Raw genomic sequence first — 25,402 nt, forward strand, 5'->3', positions numbered from 1 at the left:
GCGGGCTTTCCAGGTCGCCACGCTGGCCGCGGCGAAATCCGCAATGGGCGAGACGGCCACACGCGGCGGCATACTCCGGAAAACAGTGCTCACCGCAGCGCTGCTGGCCATATATGGCTACGCGCCCGGTACCGCCGCAGTCAATTTGACGATCGAGATCCCATATGACTTGGGTGCCTCTAGTATGACTAACAGTACGGTGACAGTGAACGCGGGCGGCGTGGCTACGGGCGATGGCACGAAAATCAGCGGCGCCGCCTACGACTTGGTGCTGGTCAATTCGGGCGGCAGCCTGGCCTTGGATAATGCCACCCTATCGAATAATCTGGACGATCCGACAGGAAGAAACGGCCGCACAATCACAGCCAAGGGTTCCGGCGCCACGGCCTCTTTGACTAACTCGACAATCGTAATCAGCGCGCAATCGACCAATCCCGGCGCCGACTATGCCCATGCGTTCACCGCAGGGGTGGGGGCTGCGGATGGCGGCCATGTCAATATCACCGGGGGAAGTATCACCGCCTCGGGCAGCAAGCGTACCGTCGGTATGCAGGCGAACGACGGCGGCTCCATCAGCGCGAACAATGTTCAGATCACCACCAACGGCAATTTCGGGCATGCGATCCAGGCATATCGGACGCCCACGGCAGACGAGATTGCCACCCATATAGAATTGGATCACGTTTCGATCACGACCCATGGCGCCAATTATTCCGTCGGCATTCAAGCGGCGAACAAGGGCGCCAGCGTTACCGCCACCGATACGGATATCACCACGGAAGGAATCGGCAGCTTTGGCGTCGAGTCGTTCAATGGTGCCGCGGCCAGGCTCTCCAACGGGTCCATAACGACTGGCGGAGTCGGCGCCGCGGGCCTGCGGGTCTATGGAGGGAGTCTCGGATCAGGCACCGTGACTGTCGAGGGCACACATATCACCACCAGCGGCGCGGGCGCATCCGGCATCCTGGCCGGCGACATCGCCGAACCCACGAGTGGAATCGCCAATCTATCGGGCGCAATCATCATGACCGCGGGCAGCAATGCGGCAGGCATCGAATCGGCATTTGGCAGCAGCATTGCCAGCACGAACTCCAGCGTGTATACCCAGGGCGATTCCTCCCATGGTGCCTACGCGCACGATGGTGGCTCGATCACATTGAGCGGCGGCACAGTAACGACGGACGGATACCGGTCATACGGCCTGTACGCCAAGGGTCCGGGTTCCGCAATCGGCGCTGCCGGCGCATTCATCGCAACCAACGGCTTGTACGGATTTGGTGCGCGTGCCGAAGGCGGCGGCGTCATCAGCCTGGATGGCGGTTCGATCACGACAACTAATCCAACTGGCCGCGATGCTCAGGACGGCGATGGTTCACGCGCCTATGCATTGACCGCCGACGGCGCCAACTCAAGCATCAGCACGAAAAATGGCACAGCGATAAGCACCCAGGGGCAGCGCGCGTATGGTGCTTATGCCACGAACGGCGGGAGCGTCGAACTGGATGGCGGCTCGGTGGAAACGCACGGCTTCATGGCCTACGGCGTTTACGCATCGGGCGCCGGATCCAAGGTGACCACCCACAACGTGGATATTTCCACCACCGGCGACGTGGGCGATGCAGTCTGGGCGTATAACGGCGGTAATGCCACGATCAATGGCGGCATTATTTTGGTTGGCGGCGGTCCCAACGCTACGGCCGGCGAGACGGCGAATGGGTTGGTGGCAAGTGGCGGTGCGGCAGGCGTGGGCAATGGCGTTATCAATATACATGGCGCAACGATCACGACCACCGGTATCGACAGCGTTGGCGCATTGGCGGGTGCTGACATAGGCTCACTCAAGACATCGGGCACCATCAACCTTGACAACACGGCTATAACCGTCACAGGGGACAATGCCACAGCTGCAATGGTGAATTACGGCAGCGCGTTGACCGCCACGAACGGCACCAAGCTTGTCTCGACTCAAGGCGATGGCATAGTCATGACCGACGGTGCTACCGTTGTGTTGGATAACACGACCGTCGAAGCCAAAGGCGCATCGCTGGTCTCCAAACTGAGGACCAGCGGCGCCACGCAGAACATCACGATCACCAACGGCTCGACGCTGGCTGTCAATAACGGTACCTTGCTGCTGGTGGATCGCAACGCCGATGGCCAGAGTGGTAACGTGAATCTGGCTTTGGAAGCCGACGCTTTCACGGCTGGTAATGTGGACGACAGAGGCGCCACGGGTACTGGTAAAACGAATGTGTCCAACAATGGCGCTCATTGGGCCGGCATCATCTTGAATGATGGGGACGACGTGGTCGAGGATGGCGCATCGAAGAATTATGCCGACGCCAACATCAGCGGAAGCGTTGCCAGCGGGGCTGGCTCTGCCATCACGTTTGATAATGATGTCGTGATCCAGGACAGCGTGTCGACGGGCGTCGGTTCAAGCTCCGTTTTCCAGGGCGCAGCCACGATCGACAACAATCTGACGGGGCAGCAGAATTCAAGCGTTGTATTCAACGGCCCGGCAACCATCGGTAACGCGGTTACTGGTGTACAGGGTTCGAATTTTGCCTTTTCGGGTGCTACCACCATCGGCAGCGGCACTGGCACAGCGATCGCGGGCGAAGGGGCGAAGTTCACCTTCAGCCGCACCCAGCCGACCAATATTCAGGGCGATGTGTTGTTGACCAGCGGCTCGTCATTGGGCGGTGGTACCGTCGGAACTCCGATTCAGATCGGCGGTGCGGTGGCAGTGCAAAATTCGACTCTTGGTGGAAATTTGAATGTGCTGGGAACAGTCGCATCCAGCGGCGGGATATTCAGCCCGGGCAATTCGGTGGGTACACAGACGTTTGAAAGCGTCGGTGCGTTGACCGATTCCGAATACATTGCGGAAATCAATGCTGCCGGCCAGTCCGACAAGATTGTCGTTACCACGGGAAATATCGATATCGGTGGCGTCAAGCTTACCGTGGCCCAAGAGAACGGCAATGGCGGGTATTTGTTGAATCATGACTACACGATTCTCGAAACGAAGGCAGGCCAGGTCATAAACCAGTTCTCGGATCCAACCCTGGCCGGTAATTTCGATTCGCTCGCCAAGCTTGACGTCAAGTACGACAATCCTTCTGACGTCAGGGTCGGGATTTCGGTTGATGGCGACAAAGTCGCGGCGGCGCGTACTGAATGGTCGGCCAACCAGAGCGCAACATTCGACGGCTTGATGTCGGCGGCCGGTGGCAACACGCTTGCGACGGCAGCCCTGATGGCTCCGGATGTCAAAGATGCGCTGGATCAGCTGTCGGGTGAAGTGCACGCCAGCACGCAGTCAGCGCTGATGAACGCTGGCGGTCTCGTTGTGCGGACTCTATCGAACCGCATGCGCGGCAACCTTGGCGCAGGCATGCTGGACGGCGCACCTACGGCGCAAGCCTATGGTGCGACGGCGGGATCCATGCCTCGTTCCGCGGCCTATCCCTTGTGGGCGCAGGTCGTGGGTGGCTGGAACTCCCTGGACGGCGACGGCAATGCCGCCAAGGTCAAGAGCGACATGGCCGGCCTGTTCATCGGCGGCGACACCGGGCTGGGCAAAGGCTGGCGCGCCGGCGGCGCCCTGGGCTTTACCGACGGCAATATCAAGGTCGACGGGCGCGATTCCAAGTCCGACGTTCGCAGCTATACGGCTGCCTTGTATGGCGGCAACAGCTGGGCCACGGACGCGGGCCGCGTCAACTTCCTGGCCGGCGGCGCCTATACCCATCACGAGATAGACAGCCGGCGCAATGTGGCGCTGGGCGCAAGCCAGGCCTTGAAAGCGGATTACCACGCCAACACCGCTCAGTTGTTTACCGAGTTGGGCTACGCCGTGCCCGTGGGGCGGGCCAGCACCGTGGAGCCCTACCTGGGCGTGGCATGGAACCAGCTGCGCGCCCAGGCGTTTAGTGAAAGCGGCGGCCCTGCGGCCCTGGCCGGCAAGAGCCAGACCGACAGCATCACCACCTTCACCCTGGGCCTGCGCGGCGCCACCACCGTGGAGGTCGGCACCGGCACGGCCAGCCTGTCCGCGGGACTGGGCTGGCGCCACGCGGCGGGCGACGTGGATCCCAGCCGCCGCTTGTCCTTCATCCAGGGCAATGGCGCGGCCTTCAAGGTGGCGGGCGCGCCGATAGCCAGGAATGCCGCCGTGGCGGAGCTGGGCGCGGAAATGGCCGTTGGCAAGAACACCGCGATGGGCCTGGCCTACAGCGGCCAGTTCGGCGACGGCAGCACCGACAATGCCGCCAGCCTGTATCTGAAGATGCGCTTCAGGTAGGCGCTTGTGGCCGACGAGCGTCGGTCGATGGCCATGCCGGTATGCCCGCGATGCCTTCACGCATGCTGGCTCGTATGTTGGCTTAATCGGAAATGGCGTCTTCGATAGACGCTATTTCCGGAAACCGCAAAGGCCATGCTTTTTTCAGCGTTCAGCCGTGACCTGGATGAATGCCTATTGTTGAAATGCGCTAGATGTCAGGAGAGGGATGGCCTTTCGCCTTGCGGGCGCCAAACCAGCCGCGTTCTTCGAGAAGCCGGTCCAATACGTTCATTAGAATCAGTTTTACTGCAAGAGTGGCTTCATTTCCCGGCATGTCGGCATTTTCCCCCATTGCTATGGTGCGACTGAGCCTTGGTGAGTCGAGCAGCCGGATGGAAAGGCTCGGATCATCGCGCGCGGGCCCCAATGCGGACCACGACATTATGGTGGCGGCCAGGCGGCTGCGGGCAATATCGATTAATGTGACCGGGGACGACACCTCTGCCACGAGCTTATATGACACGTTGGCGCTGTTGCAGGCGGCATCGACCAGTCTCCGTATGCTGTTGGGCTCCGATGTCAGGGCTATCGGCATGCCATCAAGGAAGTCCAGAGGCACAGTCTCATTTTGGTTTGGCTTGCCATCCATCGAAGCGCTTTCTATGAGGAATAGGTCTTCTTCAAGCAAATAGGTCGTCTTGATGCTGCGCACGATATCTTCCGAATAAACGAGAGCGAGATCCAAGCGCCCCGAGAGCAGCAATTCCGGCAGATAATTGCTTGGAGACTCATCGATAGTCAAGACAACGTTCGGAAGCGTTTCAGCCGCGGCCAACAGCAACGGAACCGTCAATATTCGCGACATGGAAACGGGCAGTCCTATTGTCACGCGTCCAGAAGGCTCTTTTGCGGCGACGCGCACCGCGGACTGCAAATTCTCCATTCCCTTTATCACAGCCACCGCGTGTCTGTGGAATGTGGCGCCGGCCAAGGTCGGCGTAACGCCGCGGGCATTGCGTGAAAGCAGTTTGCATCCCAATTCCGATTCCAGAGACGCAATTTGCTGACTGAGCGCCGATTGCGCCACAAAGACTGCGCCCGCGGCTCGCGAGATGCTGCCCAGCTCCACTATCTTGATGAAATATTTAAGCTGACGAAGTTCCATGCGCATTCTCCAAGGCGAACCGTTTGCCGACGGTCGCGTCTCAAACATGCCCGCATTGTAGTGCGGCGACCACCGGCTCGCGCTCCCGCAGAGGCCCGGTAAGCCAATGCACGGTCCTCCATTGACCAAGCAGCGTGCCGCCGGATAGGCGGCGGGCAGGGCAGCCAACATATCTATTTTGCTTATACCCCTAGACTGAGAAACTATTTGTAAGCCCCAAAGTGCCTACCTATACTGGCTTCACGGCATGTGCCCTTGCGGGTGATTTTGCCGATACCAAAACAAGGAGACAGTAGTGATAGAGAAAAAAAGACGCTTCGCAGCATGTGTTTTGCTTGCATGTTCCTTGGCGGCGATAAGCGCTTCGGCGATGGCGGACAAGAAGCCGGATAACTATCCCAACCAGACGATCCGGATAGTTTCGATTCTGCCGCCTGGCGGCAGCGTGGATTCATTGGCGCGCATCATCAGCGAGCCGCTTTCGCAGAAACTGGGCCAGCCGGTCATCGTTGAAAGCCGGCCAGGTGCGGGCGGAAATATCGCCACGCAAGCCGTGGCGCGCTCCAAGCCCGATGGTTATACGGTGTTGATCTCGGCGAATAGTCATACGATAAATCCATGGCTTTTCAAGAATGCAGGCTACAGCCTGGACGACTTCGAGCCGGTAATCGGGCTGATGCGCGGCCCATCGGTGATCTCGGTGGGAGCCGGCACGCCATATCACACGCTGAAGGACCTGCTGGACGCGGCCAAGGCGCATCCTGGAACGATAGCTTTCGGAAGCGCAGGCAACGGGTCGCCGCATCATATTTTTGGAGAATTATTGGCGCAAAAAGCGGGCGTTGATCTCGTCCACATACCCTATAGGGGCAGCGGGCCTTCAATTATCGACGCCATCGGTGGGCAGATTCCAGTAGTGATTTCCTCGCTGGTGGCGGCTACCCCGCACTTTCAGAGTGGTCGCTTGCGCCCGTTGGCTGTCACCTCGGGGCGGCGCTGGCCTTCCCTTCCAGATTTGCCCACAGTAGCGGAGGCGGGCGGCATCGCGGACTACGATCAGAACGTATGGATAGGCTTCTTCGTACCCAAGGGCACACCCAAGGAAATCATAGGCCTGCTTAGTCAGAACGTTGCCGCCATCATGGAGAACCCGGAGATACAAGCTCGTATCGAAAAGGAGGGGGGTCTGACCGAAGGCTTGGAAACACCGGAAAAGTTTGGCGCTTTTGTCCAGAACGAAGCCGAACAAGCAGGGCGGCTCATCAAAGCGCTCGACTTAACTGCAGGCGATTAATCGGAAAGCCTTGCGGGTAAATGTCCGGATGCGATATCGACCCACTTTTTTTACAGGTAGAAATGAAAGATCTAACTAAACCGCTGCCTCTTGAAGGCTTTCGGGTGCTTGACCTTAGCCAGGTGATGGCTGGCCCGTATTGCGGCATGCTATTGGGCGACATGGGGGCGGACGTCATCAAGATTGAGCCGCCGGGCACCGGAGACCAAACCAGAGGCGCCATGGGCTATCGACTCAAAGGCGACGACAGCAATGGCTTTCTGCAGCTTAACCGAAACAAGCGCAGTATTGCGCTCAACCTGAAAAGCGAAGCGGGGCGGGAGTTGTTCTACAAGCTGGTCGAAAGCGCCGATGTGCTGGTGGAGAATAGCCGGCCGGGTGTTTCCCAGCGGCTTGGTTTCGATTACGAAACTGTTTCGGCGATAAATCCACGACTGGTCTACGCCAGCATTTCGGGGTTCGGTCAAACAGGCCCGTGGGCGCAGCGTCCAGGCTTCGACATGATCGCCCAGGCCATGAGCGGCGTGATGAGCGTATCCGGCCATCCCGATCAGCCGCCCGTGCGCAACAGCGTATCCATCGCTGACCTTGGCGCGGGATTGATGGCGATTTACGGCATACTTTCGGCATTGTTGGGGCGAGAGAAGTCCGGACGCGGCCAGTCCATAGATGCTTCTCTTTTTGAGGCCGCGCTTGGCTTGTCGATTTGGGAAGTGGCCGAGTACTGGAGCACCGGCACCGTGCCTGAACCCATAGGGTCCGCCAACCGGATGAGTGCGCCCTACCAGGTGGTCCACGCCAAGGACGGCTATTTCGTCGTCGCCGCGGCTAATCAGAAGCTATGGAGCTTGCTGTGCGGCGTCGTGGGTCGTGCCGACTTGGCCGAGGATCCCCGCTTCCGCGATAACTCGGACCGGCTGAAGAACCGCAGGCCCTTGATCGAGGAACTCGAGCAAACCTTCGAAACCAGGCCGGTGGCGCACTGGGTGGAGCAGTTGTTGTCCGTTGGCATCCCGGCGAGCCCGATCAATACCTATGCCGAGGCCTTAAGCAGCGATCATGCCGCTGCGCGGGAAATGACATTGACCGTGCAGCATCCCGCTGAAGGGTCGTTGAAGCTGCTTGGCTTTCCGGTGAAGCTGGGGCTGACGCCGCAGCGAGTGCGTCTGGCGCCTCCGCTGCTGGGGGAGCACTCGAAAGAGATTCTGTCAGAGCTTGGCCTGACGGACGATGAGATTGCGGATCTGGCGGGCAGGCACGCCTTTGAGCCATGAAGGCAATCGAGGAGAGGCATATGCAGAATTTGTCAGTCGCGCTTGAGCTTGAAAGCGTAGCGGCCGGCAGGCTCAGGCTGGATGTCAAGGGTTCCCTTGCCACCCTGACGCTTAACCGGCCCGATGCGTACAACTCGTTCACCATCCAAATGTATCGGGACTTTGCATCCATTTGCGGCCTGGTTGACGCGCAGCCCTCGATACGCGCGCTGTTGCTGGTGTCGTCCACGGAGCGGGCCTTTGCCAGCGGCACGGACATAAACGAGTTCCGCGATTTCACGGAAGCCGAAGATGCGCTTGCCTACGAGCGCGTCATAGATCAGACATTGACACAGTTGGAGTCTTGCCGCGTTCCCACCATAGCAGCGCTGTCCGGCGTATGCGCGGGGGGCGGGTTTGCGATCGCCGCATGTTGCGATATTCGCATCGCGCAGCAGAATCTGCGCCTTGGCTTGCCAATGGCTAAGACATTGGGCAACTGCCTGTCCATCGAGAATGTCGAGCGCTTTTCCGGCTTGATGGGAGCGGCGCGCCTGAAAGAGTTGCTGTTCACTGCGCGTTTGATCAGCGCGGCCGAAGCGCGGGACTGGGGATTGGTGAGCGAAGTGTTGCCGGATTGGGAGCAATTGCTTGCTCATGCGGAATCACTGGCCTCCAGGATAGCATCGCTTGCGCCGATCACGCTCGAGGTGAGCAAGCTCGAGCTTCTACGATTGCGAGGCGGCGGAAAGCCCGAGGCGCGGGATCTTGTCGCCCGCGCATATTCTTCCGCGGATTTTCGCGAAGGTTTGACTTCATTTCTGGGCAAGCGTGCTCCGATGTGGCGTGGTGAATAGTATGGAGCTGAATAATGAGTGATAGTTTCAAAGTCGTTTTAACGGATTATGTTTGGGCCCAGCTCGATGTTGAAAAAAGCATACTGGGCGGGCTGGCGGACCTTGTTGCGCTGAACACCTTGGATCCCGATGAGTTTTTGGCCGAGGCCGCGGACTGCGATGCTTTGCTAAATACCTATGCCGGACCAATTACTGCAGAGGTCCTGGCTCGCATGCCGAAGTGCCGCATTATTGCTCGCTATGGCATAGGCGTCGACACAATCGACCTCGAAGCGGCGACGGACGCCGGCATCATCGTGACCAATAACCCAACGTACTGTATCGAAGAAGTCGCCGAGCATACGCTTGCGCTGATACTTGCAGCCTCGCGGAAAGTCGCGCTATATGATCGGGATGTCAGGGCTGGGCAATGGAGCGTTCTCAATGGCAAGCCTATCTCCCGCCTGAAAGGGATGACACTGGGCCTCGTGGGATTCGGAAGAATAGCGCGCGAGGTCGCTCTGCGCGCAGCTCCTTTCGGCCTGAAAATTCTATTTTTTGATCCCAATGTCGACGGCGCGGTGCATGGCGTGCCAGGCGAGAAGACCGGGTGGGACGAGTTGCTTGGCCGTTCGGATATCGTTTCCCTTCACCTTCCCCTTACGGCGCAGACACGGGGGTTTGTCGCGGATGCTGCGTTTGCCCGCATGAAGCCAAGCGCTTTGCTTGTGAATGTGGCAAGAGGTCCTATTGTCGATACCGGGGCCCTTGTCAGGGCGCTGGATGCGGGCTTGATATCCGGATGCGCCCTCGATACCGTCGATCTCGAACCATTGCCGCCGTCCCATCCGCTGCGCAACCGCGATAACGTCGTAATCACGCCGCATGCGGCATGGTATAGCCAGGAAGCCATGGCGGGCCTGCAAGCTGGCGCGCCTTCCGAGGTCCGGCGTGCGCTTTCGGGCGCATGGCCCATCAATGTGGTGAATACGGCAGTTCGGGGCCGTAATCGCGCAGGTCTTTGACACAGGAGAATCTATATGAAGCTGTGCCGTTATGGCGAACAGGGAGCCGAAAAAGTCGGCATTGTGGACCCGCAAGGAGTGCTCCGGGATGTTTCATCTGTCATGCGCAATCTGACGCCACGGGATCTGGCCAGAGACAGTCTCGAAAATCTGGCGTCCATGCCAGTCGACGGATTTCCCATCGTCCCTGGCAATCCACGTCTTGGCGTGCCGTGGGAGGGCATGTCCAAGTTCATTTGCATCGGATTGAACTATTCGGATCACGCCAAAGAGGCGAAGATGGCTATACCGGCGGAGCCTATTATCTTTCTGAAGGCTCCCTCGGCTCTGTGTGGTCCCAACGATGACACGATACAGCCGCCGCATTCTTCTCAACTGGATTGGGAGGTCGAGCTTGGCATCGTGATAGGAAGGACGGCGCGTTATGTGAGCAAAGAGCAGGCGCTCGACTATGTCGCGGGATATTGCGTAGTAAACGATATATCCGAACGCGCGTTTCAGTTGCAATGCAGTCAGTGGGACAAGGGCAAAGGTTGCGATACCTTCGGTCCCGTCGGCCCCTGGCTGGTAACCGCCGATGAAATAGCGGATCCCGGTAACCTGGATATGTGGTTGGATGTCGATGGCATACGCCGCCAAACAGGGAACACCCGGACCATGATTTTCGATGTGCCCAGCCTCGTATCCTATTGCAGCCAGTACATGACTCTGCTGCCGGGCGATCTGATTTCTACCGGCACGCCACCCGGCGTGGGGATGGGCATGAACCCTCCGCAATGGCTCAAACCCGGAAATATCGTAACTCTGGGCATAGACGGGCTGGGGCGGCAGAGGCAGCTGATTGTCGGGTGTGAGAACGATTTCTGACTTGCGGTTCTGGGACTGCGGGATGTAAAGGGCAGAAATGGCGGTGGGCAGGGAAACGGCCATGGGCCTGGCTTGCTATAGTATCGTTCAAAACATATGGTTCAAAACATATGTCTTACAGCGCCCGGCCCCATCCTACTGCCCAACGAGGTTGCCTACATGTCCTTCCCATGCCCATTTAAGAAGTCCCTGCTTGCTGCGCTGTTGCTGAGCGCCAGCGGGCTGGCCTGCGCCGCCTATCCGGACCGGCCCATTACCCTCGTGGTGCCTTTTCCGCCCGGGCAGGCGACCGATATCTTCGCCCGGGAAGTGGCGCAGAAACTCGCCGAGGCGGTCAAGCAGCCGGTCGTGGTCGAGAACAAGGCGGGCGCCGGCAGCAATATCGGCATGCAGTACGTGGCGCGCGCCAAGCCCGACGGCTATACGCTGGTGGTGGGCGGCAGCGCCGCCGCGGTGAACCAGACCTTGTACAAGAACGCGGGCTATTCGCTTGCCGGGGACTTTATCCCGGTCAGCGGCATTTTCTCCGTGCCGCTGGTCTTCCTCGCCAACCCGCAGTCCGGCATTGCCACGCTGAAGCAATTGGTGGAACAGGCCAAGGCCGATCCCGACAAACTGGCCTACGCCAGCGCGGGCATAGGCGGAACGCAGCATCTTTCGGCCGAGATGCTCAAGAGCGCCGCCGGGATATCGCTTCGGCATATCCCCTATAAAGGCAGCGGCCCGGCCCAGGCCGACTTTTTAGGGAATCACGTGCCCTTGATGGTGGATTCGGTCACCGCGGGCCTGCCGCATATCAAGAGCAAGAACGCCATTGCGCTGGCGGTCACCACCAGCAAGCGTGTCGACCAATTGCCCGACGTGCCCACTGTGGCCGAGTCCGGCTACCCGGGGTTCGAAGCCATAGGCTGGGCGGTCTTGCTGGCGCCCGCTGGCACGCCGCCTGAAGTGGTCGAGTTCCTGAACAGGCAAGTCGTCGGCATCCTGGAGTCGCCCGCCATCCGGGAGGCGTTCCAAAGCCGCGGCGCGCAAGGCATGCCGCTGACGCTGCCCCAAGGCAAAGCGTTCATCGATACGGAAATCGAAAAATGGGGCAAGGCCGTGCAGCAATCGGGCGCGTCGGTGGACTGAGCGCTCGACGATGTGATCCTGTCAGCTTGCCGCCATTTTCAAGAGCTCGCCACGGATGCGTTCGCCATCCTGATCCAGCGTGGGCGCGCGCTCGGTCTCGTTGATTGCGCCTGAAGTCGCCATGGCGGGCTTCATCGGCGAGCGCACCGCCTTGTACGAGAACCCATTGGCCGACTCGACATTGACGAACACCCCGCGCGCTTCCAGTTGAGGGCTATCGGACATATCGGTGATGGAATTGATGGGGCTGCAGGGGATGCCGGCTTGGCCTATCACTTTTAGCCAATGCTCCCGATTCGCCGTTTTCAAATGCGCCTCGAACTCGGCTTTGAACACCTCCCCGTTGCGCAGGCGGTCCTGCGGCGTCAGGTAGCGTTCGTCGCTGGCGAGCTCCGGCCGCCCCACCGCCTTTACCAGCGCCTGGTACATGGCATCGCCAACGGTGCAGATCACCAGATAGCCGTCGTTGCACTCGAAAGTGTCGAAAGGGGTGATGAGCGGGTGACGGGAGCCTATCCGGCCCGGCACTTCGCCGCTTGCGTGGTATCGCATATAGTGGCTTTCGAGCAAGGCTACCTGGCAGTCCAGCATGGCGACGTCGACGCGGCCGCCGCGGCCTGTGCGCGCGCGCTCATGGATGGCGGAAACAATGGCAAGGGCCGCGTATATGCCGGCGCCCAGGTCGCCGATGGAAGTTCCCACCCGCGTCGGCGGACCATCCGGCTGGCCATTGATGCTCATCATCCCGCTCAACGCCTGTACCACTAAGTCATAGGCCGGCAAGTCGCGCCATGGACCTGTCTGTCCGAATCCGGAAATCGACCCGTAGACGAGGGAGGGATAGCGCTGCGCGATGGACTCCGCGGAATATCCCAGTTTATCCATGACGCCCGGCCGGAAATTTTCCACGAGGATGTCCGCTTCATTCAGCAGGGAGTCCAGGACCCGCCTGTCCTCCTCGTTCTTCAAGTCCAGCGCAATCGACTCCTTGCCGCGGTTGATGGACATGAAGTATGCGGATTGGCCGTCGAAGATGGGCGGAACATAGCGCGAATCGTCGCCGGTGGCGGGGCTTTCTATTTTTATGACACGCGCCCCAAGGTCGGCAAGCAGCAGCGAGCAATAAGGCCCGGATAAATAACGGGTCAGATCGATGACGATCAGGTCGCTCAAGGGGCCGGGTTTGCCTGAATGGGAAAGTGTCATAAGTTGCCTCAGTGATGGTCGGGAGGAAAAAAAGGTGGCACATGCTCGCGATCCGATACGAACTCGTCTTGCAGTGTCATGAGAAATTCGGCGAATGAACGGCCGGCTACGGCGATGTGATCGACGGCAGCGCGAAACGCGCCCCACTCATCCTGCTTCTCGATGGCGGTCAGGATGGAACGGTGATCGGCGGCGGATTCAAGCATCCGCCCGACCTGGTGAAAATTATTGCGTCGATACAGCTGCGAGCGCCTGCGCAGCGCCGTTACCTGCCTGATCAAATATTCATTACGGCAGCTTGCATACAGAAGCTCGTGGAAGGCGACATTCTCTTCTGCGTATAACTGGTAATTTCCTTGTTTTGCGGCGACTTCGCAGCGCTCGACCATGCCTTGCATGGCTTCCAGCCTGTCGGCCGTTATCCGGCGGGCCGCAAGCATGGCGCACAGGCCTTCCTGATAGGCGAGCAGCTCCAGCAGCGCCAACAGCTCTTTGCTCGTCAGCTTGGCGACAAACGCGCCTTCGCGCGGAACGTGATAGACCAGGCCCTGTGCGCACAATTGCTGGATTGCCTCGCGCACGGGGGTGCGGGACACGCCGTAGCGCTCCGCCAGAACTTTCTCGTCCAGCAGTTCGCCGGGCGCATAGCGCCCCGCGGCCATTTCGTCCTCGATTTTTTCCCTAACCGTGGACGCCAGGTTATTTTGTATTTTCATGTTGCATATCCTCAGTCATAATTATATACTGCTGTTTAATAATTACACAATCAAGTTAAATAATAATGAAACTCCAGCCTACTTCTGATGCCCCCAGCCTCCATATTGACGAACACATCGCCCGGATCCGCTTGCGGCGCCCAGCCCAGGCCAATCGCCTCGAGCCTCAAGATCTGGACCTGTTGCTGGATTACTGCGGGCAGTTGAGCGCCCGGCCAGAAGTCCGCGCCATTATTATCGAGTCTTCCGGACGCTACTTTAGCGCGGGCTACGACATAAGACGAATCGTCGACATCGCGGGCCAATCAGCGGCCGATACCCTAGAAAACCCTTTCGAGGCGGTCATCGAAGCGTTCGAGCGCCTGCCTCAACCCACCATTGCGCGCTTGCACGGCGGCGTATACGGCGGGTCCACGGACTTGGCGCTGGCCTGCGATTTCCGCATCGGGACGCCGGCGACCGAGATGTTCATGCCGGCCGCCGCATTGGGGCTGCTCTACTACCCGTCGGGGATACAGCGTTTTACCAGCCGCCTGGGAATGCAAACGGCCAAAGAGCTATTTCTATTGGGGGAGAAAATCGATGCGCAGAAGATGCTGGACGTCGGTTTCCTGAGCGAAATAGTCGCGGCCGAAGCGCTGGACGCGCGGGTCATGGCGATCGCCGCAAGACTGATCGCGCAGGCGCCTCTTGCCGTGCAAGGCGCGAAGCGGGCCATCAACGATATGGCAAGAAACGAATTCGACCGATGGGAATTCAAGCTGCGGGAGGCGCAGGCGCTGCGCTCGCAAGATCTCAAGGAAGGGCTCAGCGCCTGGAGCGAGAAACGGCCGGCCTCATTCACCGGCCGCTGAGGGATTTCATTATTTTTTTCTATAACCCTGTAATTACAAGAAGTGGAGACTACAACCATGGCACGTCCTTCCAAACGCATATTGCTTCTGCTCGCGATGCTGGCGCTGGGCATCACCGGCTCGAAAGCCGGCTTCGCCGCAAGCAATGATTGGCCCAATAAACCTGTCCGGCTCATCGTCACATATCCGGCGGGCGGCGGCGCGGACATCGTCGCCCGGCTGGTTTCGGCAAAGATGGCGCAATCGCTCGGGCAACAGATTGTCGTGGAGAACCGCCCTGGGGCGAACGGCCAGATCGGCGCCAGCGCCGTGGCTCATAGCGCGCCGGACGGCTATACCATCCTGCTGGATGCCACGGGATTCGCGATCAATCCCGGGCTATACAAAAAGCTTCCCTACGATAGCAAGAATGATTTCGTGCCGATATCTTTATTGGTGAAGTTTCCCAACCTTCTGGTGAAAACGCCGAAATTCGGGGCCGGCAGCGTGCAGGATCTGGTGAAAATGGCGAAAGAGCAGCCTGGCCAGATCACTTATGCATCTTCGGGGATAGGGTCGGTGCAGCACTTGGCCGCGGCCTTGTTTGCCAGCCAGTTCAAGCTGGACATGCTGCATGTTCCTTATAAGGGTGGAAGCCCCGCCATGACGGATCTGGCCGGAGGCCAGGTCAAGATCATGTTTGCCAACGGCGCATCGAGCCTGCCGTTCGTCAAGAGTGGAAAGGCCGTCGCGCTGGCGACCACGGGGTCCGAGCGTTCGGAGGCTCTGCCCGAAGGACCCACCATGGCCGAGGCCGGTGTTCCAGGCTTCGAAGTATATGAATGGAATGCGCTGTTCGCCCCCAAGGGCACGTCGGCCGAGATCATTGAAAAGCTCAGCTCCGCGGCGCATGACGCCATTGGCGATGCCGAAGTGCAGAAGCAGCTCATAAGCATGGGCGGAGAGCCGATAGGCGGTTCGCCATCCGACAGCAAGGCTTTCATATATGGCGAGATGGAGCATTGGACCAAAGTCATCGAAGAAAACAATATCGAGGCGCAATAATACATACGCGCATGAGCCTTGCGGATTGCCTGGCAGTCCGCAAGGATGGGCGCGACAAGCATGGTGGCGGAATATGACTCTACACTTGGCCCCTCCCAGGCAGCTCGGCACAACGGTATTCGCAACCCTGCCGGACCGCTACAGGAAAAATCAGACGAATGAATGGTCCGACGCCAATCAGGGCGGCAAGGCTGCTGATTCCTTTCTTGAAGGCCCGGTCTGCGATGCGGCCGGAAACCTGTTTGTCGCCGATATTCCCTTCGGGCGAATTTTCCGTATCGATCGGCACGGGGAATGGTCGCTGCTCGTCGAATATGACGGCTGGCCCAACGGTTTGGCGATGAAGGAAGACGGAACGCTGCTGATCTGCGATTATCGCAAGGGGCTGCTTAGCCTCGATCCCGGCAAGCCCGAAATCATTCCGGTATTGGCGCGCCGGCATTCAGAGAGCTTCAAGGGGCTCAACGATTTGTGCATCGCCCGGGACGGAACCGTCTATTTCACGGACCAGGGGCAGACAGGCATGCACGACCCGACGGGCAGAGTCTTCCGCCTGGCCGGAGATGGCCGCCTTGACTGTTTATTGTCAAACATGCCCAGCCCGAATGGCATTGCCTTGTCGCAGGACGAGAAAACCTTGTTTGTCGCGGCGACCCGCGCCAATTCGGTATGGCGGGTGCCGCTGATGCCGGATGGGTCGGTTGCAAAGGTGGGTGTTTTCTGCAATACGTTCGGCCCGGGCGGTCCGGACGGGCTGTGTCTGGACGAATCGGACAACCTTATGGTGGCGCATGTGGGGCTGGGCCACATATTCGTGTTCTCGCCGCGCGGCGAGCTTACGCATGCATTGGCGAGCGCGACAGGCGCCAACACCACCAATATCGCCCTTGGGCCTGCCCGCGGCGGCGGATCGCCCAGGCTGCTCTACATTACAGAAGCCCAGTCTGGAACGGTGCTGGCCGCGCCATGGCCCGGCAATTGATTCGCCAACGGACTGCTAGCCAGTCGCAAGAACATGACTGCTGATATAGATTGCATAGTTATCGGTGCCGGCGTGGTCGGCCTGGCCATCGCCCGCGCCCTGTCGCTGAATGGGCGAGAAGTCCTGGTGGTCGAGGCCGCCGAGGGAATAGGCACGGGCACCAGTTCCCGCAATTCGGAAGTCATCCATGCCGGTATTTATTATCCAGCCGGTAGCCTCAAGGCGCGGCTTTGCGTCGAAGGCAAGCGGATGCTCTATCAATATTGCGTGGAGCGCGGCATACCCCATCGTAGATTGGGCAAGCTCATTGTGGCGACGGCGCCGCGGCAGATGGCGCAGCTCGATGGCATGGCCGCGCGGGCGCATGGCAATGGCGTGACCGACCTCGAGCGCCTGACGCGCAACGATATCCTGGCTTTGGAGCCCGCGCTGGACTGCGTGGCGGCGCTGTTGTCGCCCTCGACCGGCATTGTCGACAGCCATGCGTTGATGCTCTCGCTTCAGGGCGAGGCCGAACACGCCGGCGCCCAATGCGTATTCCATACTTCCTTCCTGTCCGGCCAGCGGCGCGCGGGCGGAGGCTTTGTCCTTGATTTTGGCGGCGACGAGGCGGCAAGCCTTTCATGCAACACGCTCGTCAATGCCGCGGGCATCCACGCCCCGCAGGTCGCGCAAAACATACTTGGCATTGCCCCGGCCGCGATTCCGCAGCGCTATTTCTGCAAAGGCACCTATTTCGGCCTTAAAGGGCGCGCCCCTTTTTCGCGTTTGATCTACCCGGTTCCAGTCGAGGACGGCCTGGGCATCCACCTTTCGCTGGATTTGGGCGGCCAGGCCAAATTCGGCCCTGATACCGAGTGGGTTCCGGAAGAAGACTACAAGGTCGACCCCGCCCGGGCCCAGGGCTTCTACGCCGCCATACGCACATACTGGCCGGGCCTGCCCGATGATGCCTTGGTGCCCGGCTACACAGGCATACGGCCCAAAATTTCCGCGCCCGGGCAGGCGCCGGCCGACTTCGTCATCGATGGCCCGCGCGAACATGGCGTGCCCGGTTTGCTGAATCTTTTCGGAATCGAGTCGCCGGGCTTGACGGCCAGCCTTGCCATTGCCCGGCATGCGGAAAACATGCTTTTCCAGTAAACCGGTCTATGCCGCGCAAGGGAAGGCGGGCGCGCCGAACCGCTATTTCTGCTTCAGTCCCAACGACACTATCAGCTCTCCGAGCGCGTCGTACTCCTGCCTGATGCGCTTTTTAAGCGCGTCGCCGACGATGATGGATTTTTCCACGCCGGCGGTTTCGAAGAAGCTGATCATGTCGGGCGAATTGGCGGCCTTCTCAAAAGCGGTCTGTATCTTCTCCACCTCGCGCGCGGGTGTGCCCTTGGGGACGATGATGCCGTGCCAGAGCAGCGTTTCGTGATCCGCAATGCCCAGCTCCTCCAGGCCGAGGGCATTGGGCAAGGCCGATATCCGCTTGGCGGAAGTCGCCAGCAGGCACTTGCCCTGGCCGTTCTTTTCCAGATTGACGCCCAGCGGAACCGAACCGGAATAAATGTCGATCACGCGTCCGAGCAAGGCGGGCATGGTCTCGCCGGCGCCCTTGTAGGGGATGTCGCGGGCCGAGATGCCCAGCGCCTTGAACACCCGCTCGACGGACAACTGGCCAGGGCCGGCCACGCCGTCCGTGCCATAAGTGTATTTATCCGGATGCTTGCGCAATTCCTCGATGAAGGCCTTGCCGTCCTTGGCGGGAAAGTCGTTGCGCACGCACAGGACGTAGGGGGCGCTGTCGAGCTGTATCACGGGAATATAGTCATCCAGCCCGTATGTCGTCTTGATGGTATGCGGCGCCACCGTGATGGGCCCCATCCAGACCCCAGCTATGGTCTTCCCGTCGGGGGCCGCCCGCGTGAGCCCGCTGACGCCTATCGTGCCGCCGGCGCCGCTCTCGTTGAGTATCACCACTGTCGCATCCAGAAAAGGCTCGACCTGCCTGGCGATGGCCCGGAACAGCACATCGGTTCCGCCGCCCGGCGCCGTGGGCACGATGAGCTTGACCACGTCCTTGGCCAGGGCGAGCTGCGCCGCCGCCAATAACAGTACGGTGATTAATGCGCGATATGATTTCATTTTTGTCTCCTTGCATCCGTCTGGTGGGTACAACGCTAACGTTCGATGTTGCCTATGACCTCGACTGCTCAAGACAATAAATATCCCGCCCGGCTTCAGAAACCGAACAGCTTTCCGGGAGTCTCCACGAGAATCTTATGCCTGAGCTTCTCATCGGGGACCCAGTCGAACAGCCATTCGACACACTGCCGGTAAGTGATTTGGTTTTCGAAGCCGACCCAGGGCCAGTCGGTCGCCCATACGGCGCGCTCGCCGCCGCTGCCCTGGAGCAGTTGGTCCACATAGGGCTGGATGCTGGCGCCGCCCAGCCGGTACGGCGCGGAAAGCTTGACCCAGGTATTGCCGCAGTGGATGGCGTCCAGCAAGCGCTTGAAGCCCTCGCCATCGGTTCCTTGCTCCGGCTCCGGGTTGCCGAAATGGTCGATGACGATTTTGGCCTTGCTGCGCTGGATGGCGGGGAGGACCTGGCCCAGCAGCCGGCTTTCGATGAATACTTCCACATGCATATCCAGCTCCCGCAGCAGGTCGAACAGCCGCTGGTATTGCGCGCTGGAGATGTCCGGCAATGCCGGGCGCTTTATCCAGTTCAGCCGGACGCCGCACACCCCCTTTTCCTTCATGGCAAGCAATTCGCCATGGGCGATGTCCGGATCCACGGTGACGGTTCCGCGCAATCGGCCGCTCGCCTCGCCGAGGGCCGCCAGCAGAAGCGAGTTGTCGGTGCCATAGAAGCTGGGGGCCGTCAGGACCCCGAAAGCCACATGATGAGCATCCAGTATCCTCAAGTATTCTTGCACCGAGACATCCCGGGCCGGCGCCGAATGGCGCATTGCCGCCAGCGGAGCGTCTTTTTGCATGACGTGCGCATGGCAGTCGACCGCGCCTTGCGGCAACTGGCGGGCAGGGTGGGCGTCCATGTCAGGCCTGCCTTTGCGCCACGGGCGAGGACGCCTCCCCGTGATATTTGGCTTGCTTTTGCGCTTTGGTCAGGTAGCGGTCCTCCAGGCTTTGCACTTCGCGCATCCCCATGATCTCGTTCAGTTCTTCGAACGTCACGGTGGCGTCGGGGCGGTCGACGGCCTTGCCGCTGTCCAGGGACTGCTGCAGCAATGCCAGGCCGTTCTTCATTCCCATCAATGCGCAGGAAGTCAGCAAGCGAGGAAAGATCACGACGGCCACGCCCAGTTCCTGCAATTCCGCCGCCGACAGCAGGGGCGTGGTCGACCGCTGCCGGATGCCGAAGCCCATGTTCACGCATAAAGGCTTGGAAATATGGCGGGCCACGGTCGAGATTTGCTCCCGGGTCAGCAAAGCGTCGGCGAAGAGCAGGTCCGCCCCGGCTTCCGCGTAGGCGTTCAACCGTCTGATCACTTCGTCCACGCCATCCGTGGCGAGCGTATCCGTGCGCGACTTGATGACGAAATCCTTGTCGGCCCGCGCTTCGCACGCCGCATGGATTTTCTCGACCATTTCCTCGAGCGGGATGACCTCTTTGCCGCGCATGTGGCCGCAGCGCTTGGGCCATACCTGGTCCTCCAGCATCAAGCCGGCCGCGCCCGCCCGTTCGAAGGCCCGCACCGTATGATAGGCATTGATCGCATTGCCGTAGCCCGTGTCGCCATCGGCCAGCAGGGCGAGGTCGGAACAGGCGGCTATCGCCCGGGCGGCAGCGACGTTTTCCTCCAGCCCCATGATTCCGACATCCGGCTGGCCGATCCGGGCTTCGCTGACGCCGCTGCCCGTGATGAACGCCGATTTGAAGCCGCTGTATTCCACCAGCCGGGTGCTGAAGCCGTCATATACGCCCGGAAGGGCGAGTATTTCCGGCGCGTGTATCGCATCCCGCAATTGTCTTGCCTTGGTCATTTTGCTTGCCTTTGATGGTCGTTGCGATATATCGTCCGGACATGCTATCAATAAATAAAATACGATACCAATTAAAGATTCAGCGCTGATTTGATAGGTTTTTCTTATGAGAAAATATTCGCTCGCGCAAGTCGAAGCGCTGCTGGCCATATCCAGGCTGGGCACATTCCAGGCCGCGGCCAGGCACATCAATGTCACGCAGCCGACGATTTCCCTGCGCATCAAGGAACTGGAAGAAGCCCTGGGCTCGAAGTTCTTCGAACGCGAAGGACGCAAGGCGAAACTGAGCGGCGACGGCGTCATCGCGGCGCAATATGCGGAACAGATACTGAGCCTGTTCGACCAGATGGAGACGAGGCTGCGCACCGGGGATCCGCTGCAGGGAACCTTGCGCGTCGGCTCGTCGGAAACGGTGGCGATAACTTGCCTGCCGGAAATCATCTCGGCGCTGGGCGCCACCTATCCTGGCTTGCGCGTGGAGCTTACCGTCAGCAACAGCTTTATCCTTTGCGACCAGCTCAAATCCGGCCAGCTTGATATCGCGCTGCTGAGCGATCCGGGCATCGAGGCGCAGATCCATCTCGAGCCCCTGGCATTGGCCCCCGTCGCATGGATAGGCAGCGCGAACAAGCTATTGGGAACGACCATACTGAGCCCCGGCGACCTGGCGGAAACGACTGTGCTTTGCGTGCCCCCGCCGTCGCCTTTATATGAGATCGTGGCCAAGTGGTGCGCGGCGGAAAAGTCCAGCCGCCCGGCGCTCAGCACCTGCAACAGCCTGGCCATGATCGCAAGGCTGGTCGCCAGCGGCGTCGCCATGAGCGTCCTGCCCACCTGCATACTCCGCGATGAGATCCAGCGCGGCGCGGTGGTCAGCTACCGTCAGCGCGTCGAACTCAAGCCGCTCAAGATTTGCGCCGCCTATCCGCGCTCCTCGGACTCCGACGGCCTGGAGGCGGTCGTGCGCATCGCCCGCAATGTCATACAGAAGGGCAACTACTTCGCGCCGCCCCTGGTGTGAGCCGGCCAGCGGCTGACGCAATGGCAGCGAGACCCTGAATCTGCGCATCAAGCCAGAGGAGCACTGCCTGATCGATCGCGCCGCGCTTTCATCCTCGATGCCGCGCGGGCGGATGCGGACTTCGCGGGCTTTGACACTCGCATACGGCGGGGGTCATAAGTCTTGCGGATCATTTCCCTGCCGGAAGATCAGAATTTTCACTGAGTCATGCAGGGGGCGGGACCAGGGTAGGGAGGAGATGCTTTCGTTCCAATGTTTTGGCATATACAATATGGCATATGCATTCAAGGAGGCGAACATGACCGCCACCAAGTCCAGGCCTCGCGAGGCCAAGCTCTTTCGCAACAACCGCAGCCAGGCCGTGCGTATCCCTGCTGAGTTCGAGTTGCCGGGCGATAGTGTGTTGATCCGTCGAGAGGGCACGAAGCTCATCATTGAGCCTGTGACCGGACCAAGGAACATCGTGGAGCTTTTGGCCCAATGGAGAAAAGACGAGCCGCTCGCTCCTGAAGATCAGTTCCCCGACATCCCCGACACACCGAGCGTGCCGGAGGATGTCCTGTGAGCGGCTACCTGCTCGACACCAACATCATCAGTGCGCTCCTGCGCGACCCGGATGGCCCCGCCGCCCATCATATAGAGCGGGTCGGCCACCAAGAAATCTGCACCAGCATCATTGTTGCAGCGGAGCTGCGCTATGGCTGCGCAAAGAAAGGCTCTGCGAAGCTGCTGGCCCGGGTTGAAAGCCTCCTGGAGACAATTCCCGTCCTGCCTCTGGACATCCCGGCCGACACTGAATACGGCGGCATTCGCGCAGGACTGGAGGCGGCTGGAGAACCCATCGGCGCCAATGACCTGTTGATCGGCGCCCACGCCTACGCGCTAGGCATGACGCTGGTGACTGCCAACACCAAGGAGTTTGAGCGCATACGTGGCCTGGCCGTGGAAAACTGGCTTATCTGAACGCTGTGCGCATTGTGTGTTGCTCGACACAACATTCTCCAATAGCTGGATCTTCGTGATGCGATGTATCGTTACTTCAGAACAAAACGACGAGGGGGGCGTCCACGAATGCTGGCAGAAATTTGAAGGTATTCTTCTTAGTCAGATTCCCGGAAAGTTAAGCATGGCGGGGCTAAGCGGCCCATCCAAAAGTTTCTTGGGATGGGTAAATTACTTAATCTTGATAGGCGAGGAACCTATTGCGATTATATTAAAGACTATTAGTGCCAATAAGGTCTAAGCCGTGTCGCGTTCGGGACGCCTACTCAGCTTGCTTCAGTTGCTCCGCGGGCGGCGAACTCCAGTCACTGCCGCAGCACTTGCGCGCGATTTAGCCATATCGGAGCGGACAGTCTATCGCGACATTGCGACTCTGATAGGCGAGGGTGCGCCGATTGTAGGCGAGGCGGGCCTTGGATACGTCCTTAGGCCAGGCATGTTCCTTCCTCCCCTGATGCTGGAGATCGAGGAAGTCGAAGCGATTTTGCTCGGTCTCAAGTATGTGAACCAGCGTGGAGACGATGTGCTTCGACGGGCGGTGGTCACTACAAGGGCAAAAATTTCGTCGATGTTGCCAGCTTCCGTCCAGATAGCTGCGTTTGATGAGCCTTTGGCAATGCCGGGGCCAGTAGGTGAACAGGCTGAAGGGCCGGTGCCAGTAAGCGTGATCAGACGTGCTATCCGCTCACAGGAAAAGTTAGAAATAGCCTACGCTGATGCCAAAAACGATCATAGTGCTCGGATCATATGGCCGATCGCCGTAGGTTTTATGGAGAGCGCCCGCATCGTTGGTGCATGGTGTGAACTCCGGCAGGATTTTCGAACGTTTCGCATTGATCGCATCGTATCGGCGGTTGAATGCGGCCGCTATACAGAGCGCCGAGCGACGCTATTGAAGCGGATGCATACGGCGCTTCTCGGCTCCTGACAGGTTCTGTCAGTCGGATGCTCCATCATGCGGCTTCTATCAATGGAGGCTTCTATGAAAGACGTAACCAACTCTCTGCCGTCAGTGATCCTTGATCACATTCAAGCCCACAACACACCTGACCCAGCGGCATTCGCAGCGACCTTCGCTTCAAACGCTCTCGTGAACGACGCAAGGCGGGAATGGGTCGGAGTCGATGCCATCTCGAAGTGGGCTGAAAAAGAAATTTTTGGCGACAACGTCCGGGTCGAACTGGTCAGTGCGTACGAGCTTGAGGGGATGTACATCGTGCGACTCAAGAATGATGGCGACTTTGACAAAGCCGGTTTGCCCGACCCCATCATTCTCACTAATTATTTCACACTGATTAATGACAAGATTGCGCAACTGATCGTTCTGCTGAACATGGTCAGCTATCCCGATAAGCCAGAGCCTGGTATCCGCTAATCCACGCAGTTGATCATCTCTATAAACAAGATAATAGCTAATGCTTTTTTAGGATAAACGACCATGCAAACAACGCAGCTGCGCGACCTATCGAGTGAGTTTCAGTCTAAACGTGTATTGGTGAGCGGTGGCACACGAGGTATGGGTGCCGCCATCGCCTCACGGTTTCTCGCTTCTGGCGCACAAGTTGCGATCACCGCTCGAAAGCTCTCGGAAGAGGCACCCACTGGCGCGGTCTTCATTGAAGCCGATCTTGGCACGCCTGCTGGCGTCGAAGACATCGTAAAGCGCATCGAGTCGTCCTGGAATGGCATCGATATTCTGATCAACAACCTTGGTGCCAGTGAAGCGCCGAGGGGGGATTTTTCAACCCTCGACGATGAGGTATGGCGCGCTGCACTCGACCTGAACTTGCTTGCTCCAGTGCGTCTGGATCGCGCACTGGTTCCAGGCATGCTCGCCAGAGGAAACGGAGTCGTCATTCATATAGGCTCGATTGCACACATATTGCCCGAGTCTGGCGCCACCTTGGCGTACTCAGCGGCCAAGGGCGCGTTGAGGACTTATAGCAAAGGCTTGGCCCTTAGCCTTGCATCGCGTGGCTTGCGGGTCAACATGGTTTCACCTGGTTTCATAGAGACCTCAGGAGCAAGAGAGCAAATGGCCCAGTATCAGGATGCCCGCGGCGCTTCACTCGAAGGCGCACGGCAACGCATCATGGACTTGATCGGTGGCATTCCGCTAGGACGGCCTGGGCATCCCGAAGAAGTCGCAGAATTCGTTGCCTTCCTCGCATCAGATCGCGCATCTTTCGCTGTTGGAATGGATTGCGTGCTAGACGGTGGGACTATCCGAACTGTGTGAGAGAATTACCACTGCGGGCACCAAGATTCATTCCTTTCCGCCGATTTGACCTCCGCCATTGCGGCAGAGTCCATCGGCGATGCGCCTTACGTCAATAGAATCGGCTGCCAAATCACGACGTATACGGACATGCCAGCGACCATTTACTGATCGTCCTATCCTTCGTGTTAGCGCCGATGTAATACTGACCCACTGCGCCGGAGTAAAACTGACCCACTTGGGCGAATATGGTGGTTTTTTGGCCGCCGACTATGTTGACCCAGGAGCAAGCAGTGGAAATCAAGGTGTTAATGCGGCATGGCGCCGGTATTCGAGAGATGGCGCGCGAGCTGGGGTGCTCACGCAATACGATCAGGCGGTATCTACGAGAGACGGCAGCCGAGCAATACAGTCCCAGAACGGCACGGCCGACCAAGCTGGATCCGTATAAGGGCTATTTGCTAGAACGTATCGAAGCGGCACGGCCACACTGGATCC

At 59.4% G+C, this 25,402-nt stretch carries 24 protein-coding genes and 1 pseudogene; 19 read left to right on the forward strand and 6 right to left on the reverse strand.

All coding sequences use genetic code 11. The features are described 5' to 3' along the window. Positions 1-184 precede the first annotated feature (184 nt). On the forward strand, positions 185-4,309 hold the full coding sequence (locus BUB23_RS25185) for an autotransporter outer membrane beta-barrel domain-containing protein (RefSeq protein ID WP_178372399.1): 4,125 nt from the start codon (positions 185-187) through the stop codon (positions 4,307-4,309). A 190-nt stretch (positions 4,310-4,499) separates the two neighbouring features. On the opposite strand, the gene BUB23_RS25190 is transcribed toward BUB23_RS25185, so the two are convergent. Next, entirely contained in the window at positions 4,500-5,456 is a 957-nt protein-coding gene (locus BUB23_RS25190) for a LysR substrate-binding domain-containing protein (RefSeq protein ID WP_073109877.1), read from the reverse strand. A gap of 295 nt (positions 5,457-5,751) precedes the next feature. On the opposite strand from BUB23_RS25190, the gene BUB23_RS25195 reads away from it, so the two are divergent. The 6 genes from BUB23_RS25195 (at position 5,752) to BUB23_RS25220 (ending at position 11,862) form a co-directional block, all read left to right on the forward strand. Further along, entirely contained in the window at positions 5,752-6,750 is a 999-nt protein-coding gene (locus BUB23_RS25195; RefSeq protein WP_073109879.1) for a Bug family tripartite tricarboxylate transporter substrate binding protein, read from the forward strand. Between the two features lie 62 nt (positions 6,751-6,812). Further along, positions 6,813-8,024, forward strand: a complete 1,212-nt coding sequence (locus BUB23_RS25200) for a CaiB/BaiF CoA transferase family protein (protein WP_073109937.1) — start codon at positions 6,813-6,815, stop codon at positions 8,022-8,024. 20 nt (positions 8,025-8,044) lie between these two features. Next, positions 8,045-8,860, forward strand: coding sequence for an enoyl-CoA hydratase (locus BUB23_RS25205; RefSeq protein WP_073109882.1), 816 nt, complete (start codon positions 8,045-8,047; stop codon positions 8,858-8,860). Between the two features lie 14 nt (positions 8,861-8,874). Continuing rightward, the gene (locus BUB23_RS25210; protein WP_073109884.1) at positions 8,875-9,864 is read left to right on the forward strand and encodes a C-terminal binding protein; all 990 of its coding nucleotides are present in this window, start codon (positions 8,875-8,877) and stop codon (positions 9,862-9,864) included. A gap of 15 nt (positions 9,865-9,879) precedes the next feature. After that, complete coding sequence (locus tag BUB23_RS25215) at positions 9,880-10,731, forward strand: fumarylacetoacetate hydrolase family protein (RefSeq protein WP_073109886.1); 852 nt, start codon at positions 9,880-9,882, stop codon at positions 10,729-10,731. Positions 10,732-10,890: 159 nt separating this feature from the next. Next, entirely contained in the window at positions 10,891-11,862 is a 972-nt protein-coding gene (locus tag BUB23_RS25220) for a Bug family tripartite tricarboxylate transporter substrate binding protein (RefSeq protein ID WP_073109940.1), read from the forward strand. 21 nt (positions 11,863-11,883) lie between these two features. Here BUB23_RS25220 and BUB23_RS25225 read toward each other — a convergent pair whose 3' ends face one another. Then, positions 11,884-13,068, reverse strand: a complete 1,185-nt coding sequence (locus BUB23_RS25225; RefSeq protein WP_073109889.1) for a CaiB/BaiF CoA transferase family protein — start codon at positions 13,066-13,068, stop codon at positions 11,884-11,886. 8 nt (positions 13,069-13,076) lie between these two features. Next, positions 13,077-13,784, reverse strand: a complete 708-nt coding sequence (locus BUB23_RS25230) for a GntR family transcriptional regulator (protein ID WP_073109891.1) — start codon at positions 13,782-13,784, stop codon at positions 13,077-13,079. A 65-nt stretch (positions 13,785-13,849) separates the two neighbouring features. Between BUB23_RS25230 and BUB23_RS25235 the strand changes: the two genes are divergently transcribed. The 4 genes from BUB23_RS25235 to BUB23_RS25250 all read left to right on the forward strand — a co-directional run bounded on the left by BUB23_RS25235 (position 13,850) and on the right by BUB23_RS25250 (position 17,807). Further along, the gene (locus BUB23_RS25235; protein ID WP_073109893.1) at positions 13,850-14,638 is read left to right on the forward strand and encodes an enoyl-CoA hydratase/isomerase family protein; all 789 of its coding nucleotides are present in this window, start codon (positions 13,850-13,852) and stop codon (positions 14,636-14,638) included. Positions 14,639-14,695: 57 nt separating this feature from the next. Then, on the forward strand, positions 14,696-15,682 hold the full coding sequence (locus tag BUB23_RS25240) for a tripartite tricarboxylate transporter substrate binding protein (RefSeq protein ID WP_073109896.1): 987 nt from the start codon (positions 14,696-14,698) through the stop codon (positions 15,680-15,682). Between the two features lie 73 nt (positions 15,683-15,755). Further along, positions 15,756-16,664, forward strand: coding sequence for an SMP-30/gluconolactonase/LRE family protein (locus BUB23_RS25245; protein WP_073109898.1), 909 nt, complete (start codon positions 15,756-15,758; stop codon positions 16,662-16,664). A 33-nt stretch (positions 16,665-16,697) separates the two neighbouring features. Next, entirely contained in the window at positions 16,698-17,807 is a 1,110-nt protein-coding gene (locus tag BUB23_RS25250; protein WP_073109900.1) for an NAD(P)/FAD-dependent oxidoreductase, read from the forward strand. Between the two features lie 42 nt (positions 17,808-17,849). Here the strand turns inward: BUB23_RS25250 and BUB23_RS25255 are convergent, their stop codons facing one another. The 3 genes from BUB23_RS25255 to BUB23_RS25265 all read right to left on the reverse strand — a co-directional run bounded on the left by BUB23_RS25255 (position 17,850) and on the right by BUB23_RS25265 (position 20,663). Then, positions 17,850-18,797: a tripartite tricarboxylate transporter substrate binding protein gene (locus tag BUB23_RS25255; RefSeq protein WP_073109903.1), complete on the reverse strand. Its 948-nt coding sequence runs from the start codon at positions 18,795-18,797 to the stop codon at positions 17,850-17,852. Positions 18,798-18,892: 95 nt separating this feature from the next. Then, positions 18,893-19,714 (reverse strand): amidohydrolase family protein, encoded by an 822-nt coding sequence (locus BUB23_RS25260; protein WP_073109906.1) that lies wholly within the window; start codon positions 19,712-19,714, stop codon positions 18,893-18,895. Position 19,715: 1 nt separating this feature from the next. Next, positions 19,716-20,663, reverse strand: a complete 948-nt coding sequence (locus BUB23_RS25265; protein WP_073109909.1) for an isocitrate lyase/PEP mutase family protein — start codon at positions 20,661-20,663, stop codon at positions 19,716-19,718. A gap of 106 nt (positions 20,664-20,769) precedes the next feature. On the opposite strand from BUB23_RS25265, the gene BUB23_RS25270 reads away from it, so the two are divergent. The 8 genes and pseudogenes from BUB23_RS25270 to BUB23_RS25305 all read left to right on the forward strand — a co-directional run. Then, positions 20,770-21,684, forward strand: a complete 915-nt coding sequence (locus BUB23_RS25270; RefSeq protein ID WP_073109911.1) for a LysR family transcriptional regulator — start codon at positions 20,770-20,772, stop codon at positions 21,682-21,684. A gap of 298 nt (positions 21,685-21,982) precedes the next feature. Beyond that, positions 21,983-22,249 carry an AbrB/MazE/SpoVT family DNA-binding domain-containing protein gene (locus BUB23_RS25275; RefSeq protein ID WP_073109943.1) on the forward strand — a complete coding sequence of 89 codons (267 nt, stop codon included), beginning with the start codon at positions 21,983-21,985 and terminating at the stop codon, positions 22,247-22,249. Then, positions 22,246-22,647 (forward strand): type II toxin-antitoxin system VapC family toxin, encoded by a 402-nt coding sequence (locus BUB23_RS25280; RefSeq protein WP_073109913.1) that lies wholly within the window; start codon positions 22,246-22,248, stop codon positions 22,645-22,647. The genes BUB23_RS25275 and BUB23_RS25280 overlap by 4 nt, the downstream gene beginning before the upstream one ends. Before the next feature lie 283 nt (positions 22,648-22,930). Further along, a pseudogene (locus tag BUB23_RS27505) lies at positions 22,931-23,095 on the forward strand (helix-turn-helix domain-containing protein); the annotation flags it as partial. A 27-nt stretch (positions 23,096-23,122) separates the two neighbouring features. Next, positions 23,123-23,614: a helix-turn-helix transcriptional regulator gene (locus BUB23_RS25290; RefSeq protein ID WP_245801388.1), complete on the forward strand. Its 492-nt coding sequence runs from the start codon at positions 23,123-23,125 to the stop codon at positions 23,612-23,614. Between the two features lie 54 nt (positions 23,615-23,668). Continuing rightward, positions 23,669-24,061 (forward strand): nuclear transport factor 2 family protein, encoded by a 393-nt coding sequence (locus BUB23_RS25295; RefSeq protein ID WP_073109921.1) that lies wholly within the window; start codon positions 23,669-23,671, stop codon positions 24,059-24,061. A 63-nt stretch (positions 24,062-24,124) separates the two neighbouring features. After that, positions 24,125-24,925 (forward strand): SDR family oxidoreductase, encoded by an 801-nt coding sequence (locus BUB23_RS25300; protein ID WP_073109923.1) that lies wholly within the window; start codon positions 24,125-24,127, stop codon positions 24,923-24,925. A 251-nt stretch (positions 24,926-25,176) separates the two neighbouring features. Next, the coding region (locus BUB23_RS25305; RefSeq protein ID WP_143161135.1) for a helix-turn-helix domain-containing protein at positions 25,177-25,402 on the forward strand (226 nt) is incomplete at its 3' end.

This window comes from Pollutimonas bauzanensis (assembly GCF_900129885.1).
Taxonomy (GTDB): Bacteria; Pseudomonadota; Gammaproteobacteria; order Burkholderiales; family Burkholderiaceae_B; genus Pollutimonas; species Pollutimonas bauzanensis.

Coding starts and splice junctions, on each gene's coding strand:
- BUB23_RS25185 (WP_178372399.1), top strand. CDS start 185: ATGACTAACAGTACGGTGACAGTGAACGCGGGCGGCGTGGCTACGGGC.
- BUB23_RS25190 (WP_073109877.1), bottom strand. CDS start 5,456: ATGGAACTTCGTCAGCTTAAATATTTCATCAAGATAGTGGAGCTGGGC.
- BUB23_RS25200 (WP_073109937.1), top strand. CDS start 6,813: ATGAAAGATCTAACTAAACCGCTGCCTCTTGAAGGCTTTCGGGTGCTT.
- BUB23_RS25205 (WP_073109882.1), top strand. CDS start 8,045: ATGCAGAATTTGTCAGTCGCGCTTGAGCTTGAAAGCGTAGCGGCCGGC.
- BUB23_RS25210 (WP_073109884.1), top strand. CDS start 8,875: ATGAGTGATAGTTTCAAAGTCGTTTTAACGGATTATGTTTGGGCCCAG.
- BUB23_RS25215 (WP_073109886.1), top strand. CDS start 9,880: ATGAAGCTGTGCCGTTATGGCGAACAGGGAGCCGAAAAAGTCGGCATT.
- BUB23_RS25220 (WP_073109940.1), top strand. CDS start 10,891: ATGTCCTTCCCATGCCCATTTAAGAAGTCCCTGCTTGCTGCGCTGTTG.
- BUB23_RS25225 (WP_073109889.1), bottom strand. CDS start 13,068: ATGACACTTTCCCATTCAGGCAAACCCGGCCCCTTGAGCGACCTGATC.
- BUB23_RS25230 (WP_073109891.1), bottom strand. CDS start 13,784: ATGAAAATACAAAATAACCTGGCGTCCACGGTTAGGGAAAAAATCGAG.
- BUB23_RS25235 (WP_073109893.1), top strand. CDS start 13,850: ATGAAACTCCAGCCTACTTCTGATGCCCCCAGCCTCCATATTGACGAA.
- BUB23_RS25240 (WP_073109896.1), top strand. CDS start 14,696: ATGGCACGTCCTTCCAAACGCATATTGCTTCTGCTCGCGATGCTGGCG.
- BUB23_RS25245 (WP_073109898.1), top strand. CDS start 15,756: ATGACTCTACACTTGGCCCCTCCCAGGCAGCTCGGCACAACGGTATTC.
- BUB23_RS25250 (WP_073109900.1), top strand. CDS start 16,698: ATGACTGCTGATATAGATTGCATAGTTATCGGTGCCGGCGTGGTCGGC.
- BUB23_RS25255 (WP_073109903.1), bottom strand. CDS start 18,797: ATGAAATCATATCGCGCATTAATCACCGTACTGTTATTGGCGGCGGCG.
- BUB23_RS25260 (WP_073109906.1), bottom strand. CDS start 19,714: ATGGACGCCCACCCTGCCCGCCAGTTGCCGCAAGGCGCGGTCGACTGC.
- BUB23_RS25265 (WP_073109909.1), bottom strand. CDS start 20,663: ATGACCAAGGCAAGACAATTGCGGGATGCGATACACGCGCCGGAAATA.
- BUB23_RS25270 (WP_073109911.1), top strand. CDS start 20,770: ATGAGAAAATATTCGCTCGCGCAAGTCGAAGCGCTGCTGGCCATATCC.
- BUB23_RS25275 (WP_073109943.1), top strand. CDS start 21,983: ATGACCGCCACCAAGTCCAGGCCTCGCGAGGCCAAGCTCTTTCGCAAC.
- BUB23_RS25290 (WP_245801388.1), top strand. CDS start 23,123: ATGTTCCTTCCTCCCCTGATGCTGGAGATCGAGGAAGTCGAAGCGATT.
- BUB23_RS25295 (WP_073109921.1), top strand. CDS start 23,669: ATGAAAGACGTAACCAACTCTCTGCCGTCAGTGATCCTTGATCACATT.
- BUB23_RS25300 (WP_073109923.1), top strand. CDS start 24,125: ATGCAAACAACGCAGCTGCGCGACCTATCGAGTGAGTTTCAGTCTAAA.